This is a genomic window from Paraburkholderia graminis C4D1M, from assembly GCF_000172415.1.
In the GTDB taxonomy this organism is placed as follows: Bacteria; Pseudomonadota; Gammaproteobacteria; order Burkholderiales; family Burkholderiaceae; genus Paraburkholderia; species Paraburkholderia graminis.
In genome coordinates this window covers 636346-653544 of record NZ_ABLD01000001.1, presented here as the reverse complement: position 1 = coordinate 653544, position 17199 = coordinate 636346, and the positions used below count along the sequence as shown (strand labels likewise).

General features: G+C 65.0%; 13 protein-coding genes. 11 read left to right on the top strand and 2 right to left on the bottom strand.

Annotated features, from left to right (window positions below):
* Positions 1-625: 625 nt before the first annotated feature.
* The 10 genes from BGRAMDRAFT_RS02865 to BGRAMDRAFT_RS02820 all read left to right on the top strand — a co-directional run bounded on the left by BGRAMDRAFT_RS02865 (position 626) and on the right by BGRAMDRAFT_RS02820 (position 12960).
* Positions 626-3055, top strand: a complete 2430-nt coding sequence (locus BGRAMDRAFT_RS02865) for an FAD-dependent oxidoreductase (RefSeq protein WP_044020123.1) — start codon at positions 626-628, stop codon at positions 3053-3055.
* Between the two features lie 237 nt (positions 3056-3292).
* Positions 3293-4183 (top strand): nitrilase family protein, encoded by an 891-nt coding sequence (locus BGRAMDRAFT_RS02860; protein WP_006047148.1) that lies wholly within the window; start codon positions 3293-3295, stop codon positions 4181-4183.
* Between the two features lie 57 nt (positions 4184-4240).
* Entirely contained in the window at positions 4241-5410 is a 1170-nt protein-coding gene (locus BGRAMDRAFT_RS02855; RefSeq protein WP_044020121.1) for a substrate-binding protein, read from the top strand.
* A 67-nt stretch (positions 5411-5477) separates the two neighbouring features.
* Positions 5478-6311, top strand: a complete 834-nt coding sequence (locus tag BGRAMDRAFT_RS02850; protein ID WP_006047146.1) for a branched-chain amino acid ABC transporter permease — start codon at positions 5478-5480, stop codon at positions 6309-6311.
* Complete coding sequence (locus BGRAMDRAFT_RS02845; protein ID WP_006047145.1) at positions 6304-8163, top strand: ABC transporter permease subunit; 1860 nt, start codon at positions 6304-6306, stop codon at positions 8161-8163. The genes BGRAMDRAFT_RS02850 and BGRAMDRAFT_RS02845 overlap by 8 nt, the downstream gene beginning before the upstream one ends.
* Positions 8160-8867 (top strand): branched-chain amino acid ABC transporter ATP-binding protein, encoded by a 708-nt coding sequence (locus BGRAMDRAFT_RS02840; RefSeq protein WP_006047144.1) that lies wholly within the window; start codon positions 8160-8162, stop codon positions 8865-8867. Before BGRAMDRAFT_RS02845 ends, BGRAMDRAFT_RS02840 begins: the two co-directional genes overlap by 4 nt.
* Positions 8868-8887: 20 nt before the next feature.
* On the top strand, positions 8888-10204 hold the full coding sequence (locus BGRAMDRAFT_RS02835; protein ID WP_006047143.1) for an amidase: 1317 nt from the start codon (positions 8888-8890) through the stop codon (positions 10202-10204).
* A 51-nt stretch (positions 10205-10255) separates the two neighbouring features.
* Positions 10256-11431: a transporter substrate-binding domain-containing protein gene (locus BGRAMDRAFT_RS02830; RefSeq protein ID WP_044020202.1), complete on the top strand. Its 1176-nt coding sequence runs from the start codon at positions 10256-10258 to the stop codon at positions 11429-11431.
* Positions 11428-12048 carry an ANTAR domain-containing response regulator gene (locus tag BGRAMDRAFT_RS02825; protein ID WP_006047141.1) on the top strand — a complete coding sequence of 207 codons (621 nt, stop codon included), beginning with the start codon at positions 11428-11430 and terminating at the stop codon, positions 12046-12048. Before BGRAMDRAFT_RS02830 ends, BGRAMDRAFT_RS02825 begins: the two co-directional genes overlap by 4 nt.
* A 159-nt stretch (positions 12049-12207) precedes the next feature.
* The gene (locus BGRAMDRAFT_RS02820) at positions 12208-12960 is read left to right on the top strand and encodes a phage tail tip lysozyme (protein ID WP_006047140.1); all 753 of its coding nucleotides are present in this window, start codon (positions 12208-12210) and stop codon (positions 12958-12960) included.
* A gap of 99 nt (positions 12961-13059) precedes the next feature.
* Here BGRAMDRAFT_RS02820 and BGRAMDRAFT_RS02815 read toward each other — a convergent pair whose 3' ends face one another.
* Both BGRAMDRAFT_RS02815 and BGRAMDRAFT_RS02810 read right to left on the bottom strand, forming a co-directional pair.
* Positions 13060-14541 carry a helix-turn-helix transcriptional regulator gene (locus BGRAMDRAFT_RS02815; protein ID WP_006047139.1) on the bottom strand — a complete coding sequence of 494 codons (1482 nt, stop codon included), beginning with the start codon at positions 14539-14541 and terminating at the stop codon, positions 13060-13062.
* Positions 14542-14545: 4 nt separating this feature from the next.
* On the bottom strand, positions 14546-14872 hold the full coding sequence (locus BGRAMDRAFT_RS02810; RefSeq protein ID WP_044020119.1) for a hypothetical protein: 327 nt from the start codon (positions 14870-14872) through the stop codon (positions 14546-14548).
* A 76-nt stretch (positions 14873-14948) separates the two neighbouring features.
* Between BGRAMDRAFT_RS02810 and BGRAMDRAFT_RS02805 the strand changes: the two genes are divergently transcribed.
* Positions 14949-17195, top strand: coding sequence for a winged helix-turn-helix domain-containing protein (locus BGRAMDRAFT_RS02805; RefSeq protein WP_006047138.1), 2247 nt, complete (start codon positions 14949-14951; stop codon positions 17193-17195).
* The last annotated feature ends 4 nt before the right edge of the window (positions 17196-17199 follow it).

Below are 17199 nucleotides of genomic sequence, written 5' to 3'. Positions count from 1 at the left end.
GCCTATGGGCGATTCGTCGCATAGACCTGCGGCTCACTCTCGCCCTGCAACTCAGCGCATATGCCGTAGTGTCGAACATCGTCTGACGCGGCAATAGTCCGACACTCTGAAACGCCACGCTGATCTTGTCGCGGCCTGGATCACGCAAGCCTTTGGCGTTGCGTTTAATGCGCTCATCGTCGGAATGACTAATACGTTCTGGCGCATCGCCCCGCATTGCAAGCGCTGACAACTCTCCCTTCCCTGTTCGTTTCTCCGTCACGCGATTCGCTTCGCTGCGGGCGGACGGCGCGCGCGATAGTACCTTTCCTAGCGGCATCAACGTTCGCGCAGCGACGCTGCCGTCGCCGGCGTGTGTGCGGCTGCCAAGTGCTCGCAGACGCGCGATGAGCGGCAGTAAGCAGGCACCAGACGACTAGCAAGCGATCAGCAAGCCGACCGCTCATCGGCCGCCGAATCCGGCTGACCGGCTCTATCGCCTCGACGCACTGCATGCATTGCCGCTCGCCCTTCATCCATTGCACGCCGCCGGCGGCCCGTGCCCGCACTAACACTCGCACTCGCTGCACAGCGATCCGGTTCACGCGGTCACGACATAGAGACAACTTAACCAGGGAAATACGACATGCCTCAGATCGAACCAGGTTCCTCCGCATCCGGCCACAACCCGCACCTGCCGCCGCCCGGCGGAATTCCCGCCGAGGAGCCGGCCACGCCGTCGGCTACACCGCAACCGCTCTCGCCCAGCCTTCCGACTGCCAGAGCGCGAGGCCCCGAAGGTTCCGGCGAGCCCGCGCCGTCGGCACGCCCGCGCCAGGCGCTGCCGGCATCGAAGACCGACACAGCCGCGCCGGCGCAGAGTAAAGAATGGCCCGCCAGGATCTCCATGCGCGACTATCTGACGCCGGAGAACTGCGGCGCGCTCGCTCGCGATGGCTCGCTTTCGATGCTCGGACGCGCGCTGCCGCGGCTGACGCCGCAGACGGTCGGACGTTATTTCAAGGAGCCGGCGGGCGACTGGCCGCGCGATCGCAACAAGCTTGGCCCCGCGGTCAGTAAAAATCTGACGCTGCTCGCCAGCATGGAGGAAGGACCGAAGCGCGAGCAACTGCACTTAGAGACGACGCTGCAATGGCACGCGCTCTGCGAAGCCGAGCAAGGCGACGTGCTCGAAGCGCTCGGCACGCGGCAAGCGGACCTTCTCGGCGATACGGCGCGCCAGGCTTCGAACGATCTGCCGCGCACGCCGGTTCGCGACTGGCTCGAGCATACGGCCGTTTTCATGAAGCCCGAAACCGCCGCGCGGCTGCTCAATTCGTGCACGCCGGAGGCGCGTCAGAAGCTCGACATGCCGATGCAAGCCGCAGGCGACGACGCCGATCTCAAAGCGCTTCTGAAGGACCGCTTCACCGATCTGCGCATGACCATGCCGCTCGATCACATGTACGACTACACCGGTTTCTGGTGGGACAACAACCGCCAGGTGGGCACGCTGCCAGAAGGCGTCGCGGAGAACCTCAAGGTCTGCGTGGTCGGTGCGGGCCCGGCCGGCATCATGGCGGCGGACGCGTTGAACCGCATCGGCGTGAAGCCGGTCGTGCTCGAACAGGCGGATCACATCGGCGGACGGATTGCGTCGGGACGCTGGGAAGACGATCCCACGCCCTATCATCCGGGCGGCATGCGCTTTCACACGACGCGCGGCAACTTCTACTGGAGCCTCGCCGAACACTACGGCCTGGAGCATGTGCCGTTTCCGAATTCGAGTTCGGTGCAGACGTCGTATCTTATCGGCGGCAAAGTGTATGAAGCGCAGCCCGGCGAGGCGCCGGAGAACGCGACGATGCGCAAGGTCGCGGAAGACGTCATGCGTTCGATGACCGAGCCGCTGCTCGCGCCGATCCGCGAAGCCCGCGACGCAGGCGATACCGCGCGCTTTCGCGAGCTTTGCGACGACGCCAAGCAGAAATTCGACAGCCACACGTTCCAGTCCGGCCTCAAAGAGCTGCTGAAGGAAAAAGGCATCACCTGGAACAAGGACGAATGGCGCACGTTCGGCGCGACGGGCATCGGCGTGGGCGGCTATTCGGGCTACTTCAGCACGGGCTTTCTGGAGGAATTCCGTTTTCTCGCGGACGAGCGTCTGGAGGATCACGTCGCGCTCGTCGACGGCGCCGATGCCCCGCTCTACAAGGTGATCGAAGATAGCGACGACTTGCCCGAAGGAGCCGTTTCGCTTGCCGAGCAGAACGCGATCCAGCTCAACGCCGAAGTTACGAGCATCAAGAAGGTGGACGGAAAGTACCAGGTGACGTGGCTCGACAAGACGAGCAAGGAAACGAAAACCGCCGAGTACGACGAACTATTTTTTGCCGGCGGTCCGCGCGAGGCCGTGCGTCTTGGCCTGACCGGTCCGCAGGAAGGTTCCGAGCCGCTGCTGCCGGACGATTTCGCCGCTGCCGTCAAGGACGCTCGCGTGGTGCCCGCCACCAAGATGGCCGTGAAGATCGCCGCGGATCTGCTGGAAGACCGCCAACTGCCGGGCAATGTTCAGGCGGACGAACTATTTCAGCAGTCGTACGTGGTGCCTGCCCGCGACGGCGGCGCCGTGGTTTATCCAAGCTATACGCTCGGCGACAACTCGACGAAAGTCGCCGGCATGACGGGCCGCGAGCAGATGGACCTGTTTATCCAGACGCTTCGAAACGTGGCCTCGCGCGATCCGGAGAATCCGTCGCATAAGAAGCTCGCGGATCTCGCCGACGTCGTCGAGCAGAGCCGCGAGGGCATCGCGTATACGCACTGGGGCCTGGAGCGTCATCAGTGGGGCGCGTTCAAGATGGACGGACCGGACCAGCTCGACAACACGCGCACGCTGTATGCCGCGCTGCTGCGCATGAGTGACGGTGCGATCGCGATCGGCGAGGAACTGACGTTCGAGGGCGGCTTCGCGAGCGGCGCGCTGGCGTCGGCGACTCATGGCGTGCAGCAGTTCGTGCGGCGTCAGGGCGGGACACTGCCGCCGAATTCGCCGTACTACCAGGAGTTGCTGTAAAGCCGGCATGGCAAACGGCGACCGGCAAGCAGCAAAACAAGTGCTTTCCCTATAACCGTCCTAAGTGCTTGACATGGGAAATTTGATTTCATAAATTCGTTCCCAGTCTGTCGCCATGAATCTTGTGGCGGCACACGGCAACGTTGCCGTGCTACACATGGAAGGCTATGCAGCCCCCTAACCTTGCGTTTTCAACGCTGGTCAGGGGGCTTTTTGTTTTGGGAGACGAAAACAGCAATGTCGCACTACGACCTCGCAAAGCCCGGCTCAGAGGAACTCGTCATCGCGTGCGTGCAGATGGAGCCGCACATCGGTGCCAAGCGCGCCAACGTGGCGCGGCTGATCCGGCATGTGGAAACCGCCGCGGGTAACGGTGCATCGCTCGTCGTATTGCCCGAGCTGGCGACGACCGGTTACGTGTTCGCGGACCGCGACGAAGCGTTCTCGCTTGCCGAAGGCTTGCCCGATGGCGAGACGTCCCAACTCTTCGCCGAGACCGCGCAGCGCCTCGGCGTTCATATTGTCACCGGCATCGCCGAACGCGCGGGCAAGCGTCTTTATAACTCGGCGCTCTTCACCGGTCCTTCCGGCCACATCGGTATTTATCGCAAGCTGCATCTGTGGAATAACGAAAACCGCTTCTTCGAGCCGGGCGATCGCGGCGTGCCCGTGTTCGGCACACCGCTCGGGCGCATTGCGATTGCGATCTGCTACGACGGCTGGTTTCCGGAGACCTACCGGCTCGCGGCGATGCAAGGCGCGGACATCGTATGCGTGCCGACCAACTGGGTGCCGATGCCCTCGCAGCCCGACGACCGCTCGGCGATGGCGGCGACACTCACGATGGCCGCCGCGCACAGCAACGGCATGGCGATCGCGTGCGCGAACCGCATCGGCACCGAGCGCGGGCAACTGTTCATCGGTCAGAGCCTGATCGTGGGCGGCGACGGCTGGCCGCTCGCGGGGCCCGCGAGCGTCGACCGCGAAGAAGTGCTCTACGCGACGATCGACGTCAAACGCACTCGCGCCGCGCGCACGCTGAACGCTTTCAATCACGTCCTGCGCGATCGCCGCGCGGACGTGTACGACCCGATGCTGGGCGCGCGCTGGCCTTCTTTTCAGACATGAAGCATGCCGTATTCGTGCAACTCCCCTACTCTACTCACCACCACTGCGAAGGACATCATGAGACCGTTCACTAAACTCTTCCTGGTTGCCGCGGTCGCGGCAATGGCCGGCGCGGGAACCTGCGCGAACGTGTTCGCCGCGGAGCCGATCCGCATCGGCGTCGCGGTCGGACTGTCCGGCGCGAACAGCGTGGTCGCGCCCGCAGTGGTGCAGGCGTCGCAACTCGCCGTCGATGAAATCAACGCAACGGGCGGCATTCTCGGCCGGCCGGTGCAACTCGAGATCGCCGACGACGCCTCCGGCGCGGTCGGCGCGCAGAAGGCGTACGACACGCTCGTCTTCCAGAAGAACGTCGACGCGATCATCTCGATGGAAACCAGCGCCGCGCGCAATGCCGCGCTGCCGATCGTCGCGCGCGGCAAGAAGCCGTTCATCTACACGTCGTTCTATGAAGGCCGCTCGTGCAATCCGTGGATGTATGTGAACGGCTGGGTGCCGGAGCAGCAGGTCGCGCCGGTGGTCGACTACTTCGCGAAGGCGAAGAGCGCGAAGACCTTCTATCTGGTCGGCAACGACTACGCGTTTGGCCGCGGCATGCTGCAGTTCACGCGCAAGTACATCGAGGCGCACGGCGGCAAGGTCGTCGGCGAGGAATATCTGCCGACCGACGGCACCGACTGGACGCCGATCCTTTCGAAGATCCGCGCGGCGCACCCCGACGCGCTGATCAGCGCGACCGCGGGCGGCGCGCCCAACGTCGCGCTCGCGAAACAGTTGAAGGGCTCGGGCCTCACGCTGCCGTACGGCAATCTCGCGATCGACGAAGGCACCGCGAAAAGCATGGGCGACGTGGCGACCGGCATCTACATGTCGGGCTCGTATCTGACGAGTATCGATACCTCGGCGAACAAGAAGTTTCTCGCGTCGATGGACAAGCGCTTCGGCAAGGACATGAAGACGCCGAACGAACTCTCCGAGCCGCAGTACGAGGCGTTTTTCCTCTACAAGGCCGCGGTCGAAAAAGCCGGTTCCGCCGATCCGGGCAAGGTCATCAAGACGCTCGATCAGGTATCGTTCGATGGTCCGCGCGGTCAGATCGAAATGGTCAAGAGCCGGCATACGCCGCTCGCGATGCGTCTCGGCCAGATCCAGTCGGACGGCTCGGTGAAGATCCTGCAGACTTTCCCGGACGTCGATCCGGGCGCGCAGTGCCCGAACATCAAGTAGGCGCTACCGGCAACAAGGCATCCGCCTGAGCGCGCGGCTCGCCGTGCGGATGCGACTGGAGACAACCATGGTTCTCGCATTAGACATTCTCACCACCACAGCCGTGCTGTTCATCGTGACGGCCGGCCTGATGGTGATCTTCGGCGTGATGAAGATCGTCAACTTCGCGCACGGCGCGTTGCTGACGATGGGCGCTTACGCGAGCTTCGTCGTCACGCAATTGAAGCTCAACCCGTGGCTCGGCGTGCCGCTTGCGATCGTCGTCGGCATCGTGGTCGGCATGCTGGTCGAGCTGATCATCGTGCGGCCCCTGTACAAGCGTCCGCTCGATGCGATTCTCGCGACGTGGGGCCTCGGCATCGTGATCGGGCAAATCATCGTGATGGTGTTCGGCCGCGAAGTGCAGTTCGTCGAAACGCCGCTCAAGGGCGTGGTGTCGATTGCGGGCACCGACTATTCCGCCTACCGCCTCGTGCTGATTCCGGTTGCGCTCGGCATCTGCGCGATCATGACCGCGCTGCTGACCGGCACGCGCTTCGGCGTGAAGACACGCGCGGTCATCATGAACGAAGACCTCGCGCGCGGGCTCGGCATTCACTCGGGACGTATCCGCTTTATCACGTTCAGCCTCGGCGCGGCCTTCGGTTCGCTCGCCGGCGTGCTCATCACGCCGTTATCGAGCGTCGATCCCGACATGGGTCTGCCGTGGCTCGTCAGTGCCTTCATGCTCGTGATGGTGTCCGGGCATTCGATGCTGAGCCTGCTCGTCACCTGCTTCGTATTCGGCGCCTGCCAGGTGCTCGTCAGCACCTTCGTGAGCCCGGTGCTCGGCGGGCTGACCATCGCCGTGCTGGCCGCGCTCACGCTGCGCATCCGTCCGCGGGGGTTCTCTCATGGCTAAAGTCAACGCGTCGCTGGATCATGCCGGGCGCGACTCGTCGCCGGGCAGCAAGCGCTTAGGTACGCAGCAAAAATCGTTGCGCGGTCTTGCGATGATCGGCGTGCTCGGCATTCTGTTGATCGCAGCGGGACCGTTCCTGTTCGGCTCGTATCTGCTGAACGTGCTGATTCAGGCGTTCTTCTTCTCGATCGTCGCGGTGACGGTCGATATTTTGTGGGGCTACACCGGCTATCTGACGTTCGGCCAGTCGGCCTTCTTCGGACTCGGCGCGTATGCAGCCGGTCTGGTGTTCACGCATGGCGGCTTTTCGACGGCATACGTGCTGCTCGCGCTCGCGGCCACGCTTGCCGTGACGGCCGGCGTCGCCGCCCTGCTCGGCTGGCTGTCGTTCTATCGCGGCGCTTCGCCGTTCTTCGCAACGGTCATGTCGCTCGTGCTGCCCATCGTGCTGAGTCAGTTGCTGCTGTCCGGCGGAGAGTGGACCGGATCGAGCTCGGGGCTGACCGGCTATCAGACCTTCGATCTCTCGCTCGAAGCGTGGTACTGGATCGCAGGCGCGGCGCTCGCGGTCGTCGTGGGACTCGCGTGGGTCTTCGTGCGCAGCGACGGCGGGCGCGTGCTCGCGGCGATTCGCGACAACGAATCGCGCTGCCTGTATCTCGGCATCAACACGTCGCTCGTGAAGATCGGGCTGCTCGTCGCGACCGCCGCGGTCGCGGGACTCGCCGGTTTCGGCTATGGCTCGTTCAGCGGCGTGGTCGCGCCCGAACTGACCGGCTTCGTGCTCGGCACGCAACTGATCATCTGGGTCGCGCTCGGCGGACGCGGCACGTTGTGGGGTCCGGTGATCGGCGCGCTGCTGATCAACGTGGGCACGTCGTATCTGAGCGGCATCATGCCGTTCGCGTGGCAACTGATATTGGGCGCCGCGTTCGTCGCGGTGATCGTGTTGTTGCCGCAAGGTCTCGTGCCGCTGCTCGTGAAGCCGCTGCGCCATCTCGCGGGCGAGACGCGCGAACCGGAGCTGATCGAGCGGCCGGTACGCGACGGCGACGCGCTTCATGCCGCCGCGCCCGCGCTGCGCATGAGCGGCGTCGCGCGTCATTTCGGCAGTCTGAAGGTGCTGCAAGGCATCGACCTCGACGCGCAGGCGGGTGAACTCGTCGGCCTCATCGGTCCGAACGGCGCGGGCAAGACGACGCTGATGCGCTGCATGAGCGACGGCGCGGAACGCTCGGCCGGCACGGTCATGTTGTGCGGCAACGATATCCGGCAATTGCCGCCCGACCGTTGCGTGCGCTTTGGCCTCGGCCGCAAGTTTCAGAACGCCAACATCTTCGAAACGCTGACCGTCGCGCAATGTCTGCGCATTGCGGGCACGCTGATCGAGCGGCCGTCGCTCGTGCGGCGCTCGGCCACGCTCGCATTGCCGCCGTATGCGCTCGAAGTGATTCGCGCGACGAACCTCGAACGCAAGCTCGGCGCCGTCGCGAAAGACCTCTCGCACGGCGAACAGCAGGCGCTCGAACTCGCGATGGTGCTCGCGCTCGAACCGCGCATCGTGCTGCTGGACGAGCCGACCGCGGGCCTCACGAAAACCGAGCGCACGCAGATCGGCAACGTGCTTGCGACGCTCGCTCACCGGTACAAGCTGTGTTGCCTGCTGGTCGAGCACGACCTGGATTTCGTCGCGGGCATCGCCACGCGTATCGTGGTGCTGCATCAGGGGCGCATCGTGATGCAAGGCAATTTCGACGAAGTGGTCAACTCGGAACTCGTCAGAACCATTTATGCCGGCACCGCGCAAGGCGATGCAGCCGCCGGCGCAGCAACACAACGGGAGGCGTCGTGAGCCAGCTCGCGTTGAATCTGAAGGATGTGACAAGCGGATACAAGGCGTCGGTCGTGCTGCGCAAGCTGTCGTTCAGCGTCGCGAATGGCGAAGCCGTCGCGCTGCTCGGCAAGAACGGCATGGGCAAGACCACGCTGCTCAAAACGATCATGGGTTATCTGCCGAAGCAAAGCGGCGCGGTGCATGTGCATGGACAGGACATCACGCGGCTGCCGCCGCATCGCATCGCGCGGGCCGGCATTGCCTACGCGCCACAGGAACATGCGCTGTTTCAGGATCTCAGCATCCGCGACAACCTGCGGCTCGGGCTCGTGAACGTCTCCGTGTTCGACGAGCGCTTCGCCGAAATCGAGCCGATTTTTCCGGTGTTCGGCAGCCGCTTGCGCCAGTACGCGGGCACGCTGTCGGGCGGCGAGCAGAAGATGCTGCTGGTGGCGCGCGCGCTGATGATGCGCCCGTCGATCATCCTGCTCGATGAAATCACCGAGGGTCTGCAACCTTCGGTGATCGACCGGCTGGCCGATGCGCTGTTATGGGAGCGCAGCCGTCATGGCACGACGCTTTTGCTGATCGAACAGAACGTGCCGTTCGCGCTCAAGGTTGCCGACCGCTACGCGGTGCTCAAGCAAGGCGAGATCGTCGACGAAGGCAACGCGAAGGACGATGCGGCAGCCGAATCGATCTACGAACATTTGCGCGTTTGACTCTCCTCTGCACTCACGCCATGACTCTTGCCCAATCGTTTTATCGGCCGCAATCCGCTTATGCGCTGCTTGAGCGCGGCGCGCAGAATCCGCATGAACGCAGCAGCCGTGCCGTGCTCGAATCGCTCGCGCGCATCGAGGAAGTCGACGCCGAAGTTCGCGCGATGACCGCCGTTGCCACGCACGAAGCTGCGCTCGCGAACGCGTCCGCCGCGCAAGGGCCGCTTGCCGGGCTGCCCGTCGTGGTCAAGGACATCCTCGACACACACGACTTCGTGACTTCGTACGGTTCGCCGATCTACGCGGATCATCGGCCGAAGTCGGACGCGGCTATCGTCACCTTGTTAAAGCGCAACGGCGCGGTGCTCGTCGGCAAAACGGTGACGAGCGAATTTGCTTACATGGCGCCGACCGTCACGCGCAATCCGTGCGACCCTGGCCGCACGGCGGGCGGTTCGTCGTCCGGTTCGGCCGCAGCCGTTGCCGCCGGCATCGCGCCGTTTGCGATCGGCTCGCAGACGGGCGGCTCGACGATACGGCCCGCTTCGTTTTGCGGCGTCGCCGGTTTCAAGCCGACGCTCGGCATGCTGCCTACCGCCGGCATGAAATGCTTTTCGTGGTCGTTCGATACGGTCGGCCTCTTTGCCGCGGGCGTGCGCGACGTGGCCTATCTCGCGCAGGTTTTGAGCGGACGTCCGCTCGCGCTCGACCGGAACGCGGAGCCGCCCGTGTTCGGTGTGCCCGAGACTTATCCGTGGACCGAACCTTCGGCGAATGCGAGCCACGTGCTCGACACGGCGATACGTGCGATCGAGCGCGCGGGCGGCCGCGTTCGGCCGCTGCGCTTCGATTCATGGATGGCCGAACTGATCGCCGCGCACGACACGATTCAAAGCTATGAGGCGTGGCAAACACTCGGCTTCGAGTACGATTGTCATCGCGCGCAACTGTCGCCGGTGCTGTTTGCGTTTCTCGCGCGCGCATCGAATGTCGATGCCGCGGCGTATGCGAACGCGTGTGCGTCGATGGCTCGCGCGAAAGCCAGGCTCGCCGAACTGTTCGACGGCGTCACGGCGCTGCTCACACCGAGCGCGCCCGACGAAGCGCCCGATGGACTTGCGTCGACCGGCGACCCGGCGTTCAATCGCAACTGGACGCTGCTCGGCAGTCCGTGTGTGAATGTGCCGGGCCTCAGAGGCGCGCGCGGCGCGCCCATCGGCGTGCAGGTGATCGGCCGGCCGTTAGACGATGCACGCTGCCTCGCCGCCGCAGGGTTCGTCGAGCACGCAATCATCGCAAGTGCGGGAATAACAGTTAGCCAACGCGCCGCGGTCTAACCGAACGCAAAGCGCAGCGCAGCGCAGCGAGGAGAACACTGAATGGAGACGATGGAGACGAACGCGCAACCGCCCGCGAAACCGCTGCCCGCCGAATCCGGCTGGCGCGTCGGCGTGCTGTTCTCGCGCACGGGGGTGACGGCGGCCACGGAGTCGGAGCATTTCTTCGGCACCGTCCTTGCAATCGAGGAAGTCAACGCGGCAGGCGGCGTGGACGGTCGTCTGCTCGATCCCGTCGTGTATGACCCGAAAAGCGATCCCGACGAATATCGCCGGCTCGCGTCGCGCATGTTGCAGGAAGACGAGGTCACGGTCATTTTCGGCTGTTCGACTTCGTCGAGCCGCAAGGCGGTCTTGCCGGTCATCGAACGCTATAACGCGCTGCTCTGGTATTGCTCGATCTACGAAGGATTCGAATACTCGCCGAACGTGATCTATACCGGCGCGGTGCCGAACCAGAACAGCATGCAACTGGCGGCCTATCTGTTGCGCAATCATGGCCGGCGTTTTTTTCTGGTTGGCGCCGACTACATTTATCCACGAGAATCGAACCGCATCATGCGCGACATGGTCGAGCAGCATGGCGGCGAGATTGTCGAAGAAGTCTATCTGCCGAGCGACGCGGACCCCGCGGCGCTGCAAGACGTCATCGAGCAGATCCGGGCAGTCGAGCCCGACGTGGTATTTTCGACGCTGATTGGCCGGGGCGCGCGTGCGTTTTACAAGCTCTATCGCGAGCACGGAATCGATCCTGCACGCATCCCGATTGCAAGCTTGACGATGACCGAGGGCGAAACGCGGATGATCGGTCCTGAACTGTGCGGCAACCACATCATTTCCGCGAGCTACGTGAACACGCTGAAGCTGCCGGGCAACCAGCGCTTTCTCGAATCGTGGCGCGCGCGCTTTGGCGACCAACCCGCGAGCATGTGGTCGGAGATGGCGTACAACCAGGTGCATCTGTTTGCGCTCGCACTGGCACGCACGCGCAGCCTCGATACGGCGAAACTGGTCGACGCTGTGTACGAGGTCGAATTCGATTCGCCCGAAGGCTCGCTGCGAATCGACCGCGCGAACAATCACGCGATCCTCACGCCGCGCATTGCCGTGTGCCGGCCTGACGGCGCATTCGACATCGTGTGGGAAGGCCGTCAACCGGTCAAACCCGATCCTTATCTGACTTCCTACGGCTTCGCCGAATTCTGGCTCGACGGAGAGCCGGTATGAACGCAGGCGCGCGCCGCATCTTCGACGATCTGCGCACGCTGCGCGTGGTGGTGATTCATCCGCCCGGCGACGACCGCAGCGTGCTCGAGGAGCAATTACGGCGCATCGGCTGCCCGGTTCGCGCGATCTGGCCGCTGCCCGCGCATTTACCCACGGATGCCGACGTGATCTTTTTTCTGGTGGGCCCCGAAATCAGGAACGCGGGCAACTGGAGCGCCGCCGACACGCAAGCCACGCTGATTGCGCTGTCCGACTACGAGAACCCGACTGCGTTGAAGATGCTGCTCGATACGCAGGCGCACGGCGTCATCACGAAGCCGTATCGCTCGACCGGTGTGCTGAGCACACTCGTGCTGGCGCGCGCTTCGTCGGGTTATCAGCAGCGGCTGCACGCGAAGATCGGCAAGCTCGAGGAGGCGATCAAGGCGCGCCGACATATCGAGCGGGCCATGCGCATTCTGATCGACGCGCATCGGCTGAGCGAGAACGAAGCGTATGAGCACATGCGTTCTCGCGCGACCGAATTGCGCGTGACCGTCGGCGAAATCGCGACGATCGTGATCGACGCTCACGAGGGCATGGAAAAGCTCGGGCTGGGGAAACGGTCGAAGCTTTAGCTTGTAGCTGCCGTGGCTCGCTGCCTCGCTGCCTCGCCGCTTCGCTTTAGCGGCGTCAACTTCCGAACCACGCATCAAACGAAAATTCGCCGCTGCTACAGTTGGCTCGATCCTGCATGCTCAACCGATCTCGTCCCTTACCTTCCGAGCGAGACCACCATGATCGATGCCGCCGAACTCAAACGTCTAGACCAGCTCATTCATCAGCTCGGGCCCGGCGGCTCCGGCACGGGCAGCGCAAGCGACGAGAACATCGCGCGCGAGATCGAGCAGATTCTCGCCGATCTCTTCAGCGATAGCGGCGCGTCAGGCTCCGGCATGCCCTCGATGCCTTCCCTGCCCTCCATGCCCTCCATGCCTTCGCGGCCTTCGACAACTCGCGCCGCGCCCGCCAGCTACCGAAGCACATCGACGACAGGCGGCGTGCCGGCCGGCGACGGCTCGGGCCAATCCAGTTCGGCCAGCACGCCTGAAGCCAAAAAAACCGCGCAGTACTTCATGACCAATCTGCAACGCGACTTCGGCCTGACCCGCAACCAGGCCGCGGGCGTCGTCGCGAATCTGTGGCACGAGAGCGGCGGGATGAACCCAGGCATCAACCAGGGCGGCGCAATCGGCGCGCCGAACTCGAACATGCAATCGGGCTATGGCATCGCGCAATGGACCGGCTCACGCAAGCAGGACTACCTCGACTATTGCTCGGCGAATCACCTCGATCCGTCGAGCGAACAGGCCAACTACGGCTTCCTCAAGCACGAATTGCAGACCACGCAAGCGGGCGCGATCGACGCGATAAAAAGCACACAGTCCGCGCAGGACGCCACCGTTGTGTTCTGCAATACGTTCGAGCGTCCAGGCGATCCGCAGATGTCGAGCCGCCTCGCCGACTTGCAGTACGTGTTGACCGCGTGATGAAGCATGTTCGGCGCGCGCGGTTCTCAAAGCCACTTGTGTTGAGAACCAAACGCGCCGAACCCGCCGAACCCGCCGTTTAGAACAGCACGCGCCGCGTCACCGCTCCAGCGTCTCCGAAGGCGCCTCGTGAAACTGCTTGCGATAGCCGCTCACCAGCGTCGAACGATTCTGCACGCCCCACTTGTTGGCCGTGAACAGCACCGTGCGCTCGCCGTTGAACGAATCGTCGAGAAGGTCCGCGCGAATCCGCTCCATCCGCAGACGGCGAATCAGTTCGGTCGGCGAAAGACCTAGCGAGTGCTTGAACGCGCTTTGCAACGCGCGCTCGGTCACACCCACTTCGGCGGCCACTTCGCGCACCGACAGATCGCGCCGGTCGAGGTTTTCCTGCAAGTAGCGATAAGCGCGCCGGTAACGCGCGGGCAAACGTGCGGCGACGTCGTCCAGTTGCGGCGCCTGGCGCGCGGCCTTGCCCGCATACGACACGAGCACCTGCGAATCGTCGCGCAGGCACTGCGTGGCGATCAGCGCGTAGCGGCCGAAAAACAGCATGCCCTCGCGGCTGCGCCCGAGCGCCTGATGCGTCTTCGCGACCGCATACAGATATTCGAGCTGCCGATGCCCCGTCGACGCCGCATGGTCGATCCGATGCAGCGGCTCGAGCAGCATCTCGGCCAGTTGCGGCGCGTCGGACGCGAGCGCGGCGAGCACGACTTCGAGCCGCGTGGTGCGCAGATAATCGCCGAAGCCGCGCTGTTGCGCCCAGTTCAGATGCGCGGTGATGCCGTCGAGCGCCGCGCGTTCGCCACGCGCCAGCGCGCGCAACTGACGCAAATAATCGACGCGTTGGCGCAGCAACGGCGTGCAGACGTTCAACGCTTCGACTTCGTGAAGATCGGCTTCGTCGCTTGCGGAGGCCATCGAGCGGAATGCGCCGGGTGTGCCTGGTGTGCCCGCGCCGCGCAGCGTCTGGTCGCCGAGGCCCGACTGCCAGTACGCGTGATCGGATAGCAGCGTCGCGCCGCGTAATTCGCGCTGCACCGCGACGTCGAAGCGCAACGTGGCGATCATCTCGCGCCAGTGCCCGAGCGACGGATCGGTGATCGCGGCCGCGAGTTCGTCGAGCGCGTCGCCCGAATCGCGCGAACGGCCGAGTTCGTGCAACGCACCGACAATGCCGAGCCGCGCTTCGATCTGCTGCGCCGCGTCGACGTCGGGCTCGTCGACGAGCCGTGCGAAGCACGACAGCGCGGTCGCGAGCCGGTGACGAAACAGTGCCTGCCAGCCGGCGTTGCGGCACGACGCCGCGCGGATCGCCTGACGCGGCGAGCGGATCGCCTTCTGCGCGCGGCGATACTGTTCTTCGGCTTCGTCGCAGATGCCGAGCGCCATCTGCATGTCGGCATGCAGGCGCAGCAAGTCGGGCGAGCCCGCAGCGCCGCGCGCGAGGTCCGACCAGCGGCTCGCCTGCGCGCCCGCCGGTTGCAGATCGCCGTCGCGTATCTTGTTGAGAAACCCGTCCGGCAGATCCTGCACGGACAACGACGCCGCCAGGGGAAAGTAAAGCGTCAGGAACATTGCGCTACTCCTCGTTGATGCGCGCGGCTCGATTCACCCGCACGCATGCTGCTGCAAACCGATCGTTGCGAATGCCACCATCGTTCGCATCCCCTAATCTATGCAGATATGCGGCGCACATCTTCAACAAATCTGAGCGTTCGGGCCGATTTGAGAACTGTTGAGATTCGCGATGCTTGCCGAACGTGGGCAGGCCCGCGCGCTGGACCCTATTGCCGAACCATGCAACTCGCAATAAGCTGACGAATCCATTGCCCGGCGAAATTGTCAAAAGGCGTCGACCGCGCGTGCGCCGCGAGAACGCCTCTGCGCACGCGGCCACGATCGACATGACCGGTGAGCATTTGATCCGCCGCACGCGGTGGCGCCCAGCCGACCGGGCTCGCCGAATCCGCTGGAGATCCACGATGCCGTCATTACGACCGAACGAAACGATCCTGGCGTTCAGTCGCTTCACGCTGTCCCAGGAGCCGCCGCGGCTCGTCGCCGATGGTCTCGAGGTCGAGCTCGGCGCGCGGGCGCTCGAACTGCTGATCGCGCTCGTCGAGGCGCGCGGCCGGCCTGTCGCCCAGGCCGAGCTTGGGCGACGCGGCTGGCCTGAACTGAACGTCGACGTCAATACGGTTCAATCGCAGATTTCCGCGTTGAGGCGCGCGCTCGGCGACGATCGCGATTTGATCGTCACCGTGCCGGGCTTCGGCTATCGCTTTGCCGCCGAGGTTCAGACCAACAGCGCTGGGGATTACGTTCCGCCAGCTTCGCCCACTCCGCCCGCTCCACCCGCTCCGAGCTGGCAGTTGCCGAGCGAGCCGCCGATCGTGACCGCGCCTCGCGCGGCGCAGCCCGCGTTTGGCGCAGCGGCGAGCCCCGCCCGCACGCAACAGCAACTCACGCCGTTCATCGGCCGGCATGCCGAGCTTTCGGAAGTGCTCGGCCTCATATCGATCACGCGGCTCATCACGCTCGTCGGCGCAACCGGTGCGGGCAAGGCGCGCCTCGCACACGAAGCGGCGCGCCGCCTCGCCGCGCGCTTTCGCGACGGCGTCGTGCCGGTGGCGCTCTCGGCGCTCACGCCCGACGACGGTTTCGCCGCTGCGTTCGCGCTTGCGTTGCATCTGCCCGCGGGTTCGGGACAGACGCCGCTCGCGCGTTTGCTCGACGGCGTGCGCACGCGCGACGTGCTGCTCGTCGTCGATTGCAATGAGTGCGACGGAGCGCTCGCGGCCCACACGCTCGACGCGTTGCTGGCGGCCGGACCGAACGTGCGTGCGATCGTGACCGCGAGTGCGCCGCTTGGCTTGTGCATCGAGGAAGTCGTCACGCTCGGCCCATTGCGCACGCCCGAACAGCCTCGCGTGAACGCGACGCTCGCGCCGGAATACGACGCGCTGCGTCTGCTGTTCGCGCGGCTCGCGACGCTGTCCGCGCGGCGGGAGCGGCAACGGGTTTCGCCGCAAACGTCGCAGCAAACGTCCCAGCAAACGTCGCCGCGTCCGCTGAGCGGCAACGCGCTGCTGACCGCGCTCGACGGCGGGGCGATGTCGCAAGCCGCCATCGACGCCGCCGTGCTCATCACGCAACTGCTCGCCGGCGTGCCGCTCGCGCTCGAACTCGCCGCGGCGACCATCGACCAGAACATGCGCGCCGGCGAGCCGCTCGAAAGCGCACTGGCCCGCTACGCGCAATGTCTCGATGCGCTCATCGGACCACGCATCGAAACGCCCGGCGTTCCGCATTCGCGCTCGGCGCCGATCACGCTCGCGTTCGATTTGCATTTCGCGCGGCTCGACCGACGCGCGCGTCTGCACTTGCTGCGCCTCTCGATGTTCGCCGGCGAATTCCCGCGCTGCGCGGCCATCGGGCTGCTTGGCGCCTGCGAGCCGTCGATGGCGGCGAATGCGGGCGTCGGAGCGCCGGAGCAAACGCACGAACGCACGCCCGCCACCCTGCACGACGCAATCCGCAGCGACGCGCTCACCGACGCCGCGCTCGACGCGTTGACCGAAGCGGGCCTCGTCGAGGAAATCGACAGCAGCGGACAGTGGATGCTGCATATCCGGCGACCCGTTCGCCATCTCGCGCGCGACATGCTGCGCGACGCCGGCGAATACGACCGCACCGCGCTCGCGCTCGCAACCGGTCTGCCGGTGCGGCTGAACGCGCATCGCAAGCGCGGCGAGCGCGCGCATATCGACGCGCTCGACATCAGCGATCTCGAAGACCTGCGCGCGTCGCTCGAATGGAGCACGCAATGCGAACGCTTCGAGACGGCGATCTCGCTGCTCGAAGGGTCGGCCTGGCTGTGGACGCGGCTTTCGCTCGAACGCGAATATCTGCAGCGCAGCCGTGCGGTGCTCGCCGGCGTGCAGGCCGGCGCCACGCCGCGTCGACGGGACGAGATGCGCGTTCATGCGGTTCTCGCGAGCACGCTGCCGCTCGCGCACGCGCCGGTCGCGCAGGCCATCGCCGCATGGGAAACCGTCTACGAACTGGCCAACGCGTGTGCGGACAGCGCGTTCCGCGAGCGCGCGCTGACCGGTCTCATCGTGTGCTGTAGCGAAGCCGGCGATACGCGTCGTGCGGCGGAATTGCAGGCGCGTTACGACCGCATCGTGAAAGCGGGCAATGCGCGCAGCGGGGCCGCGTCGCGATGACGGC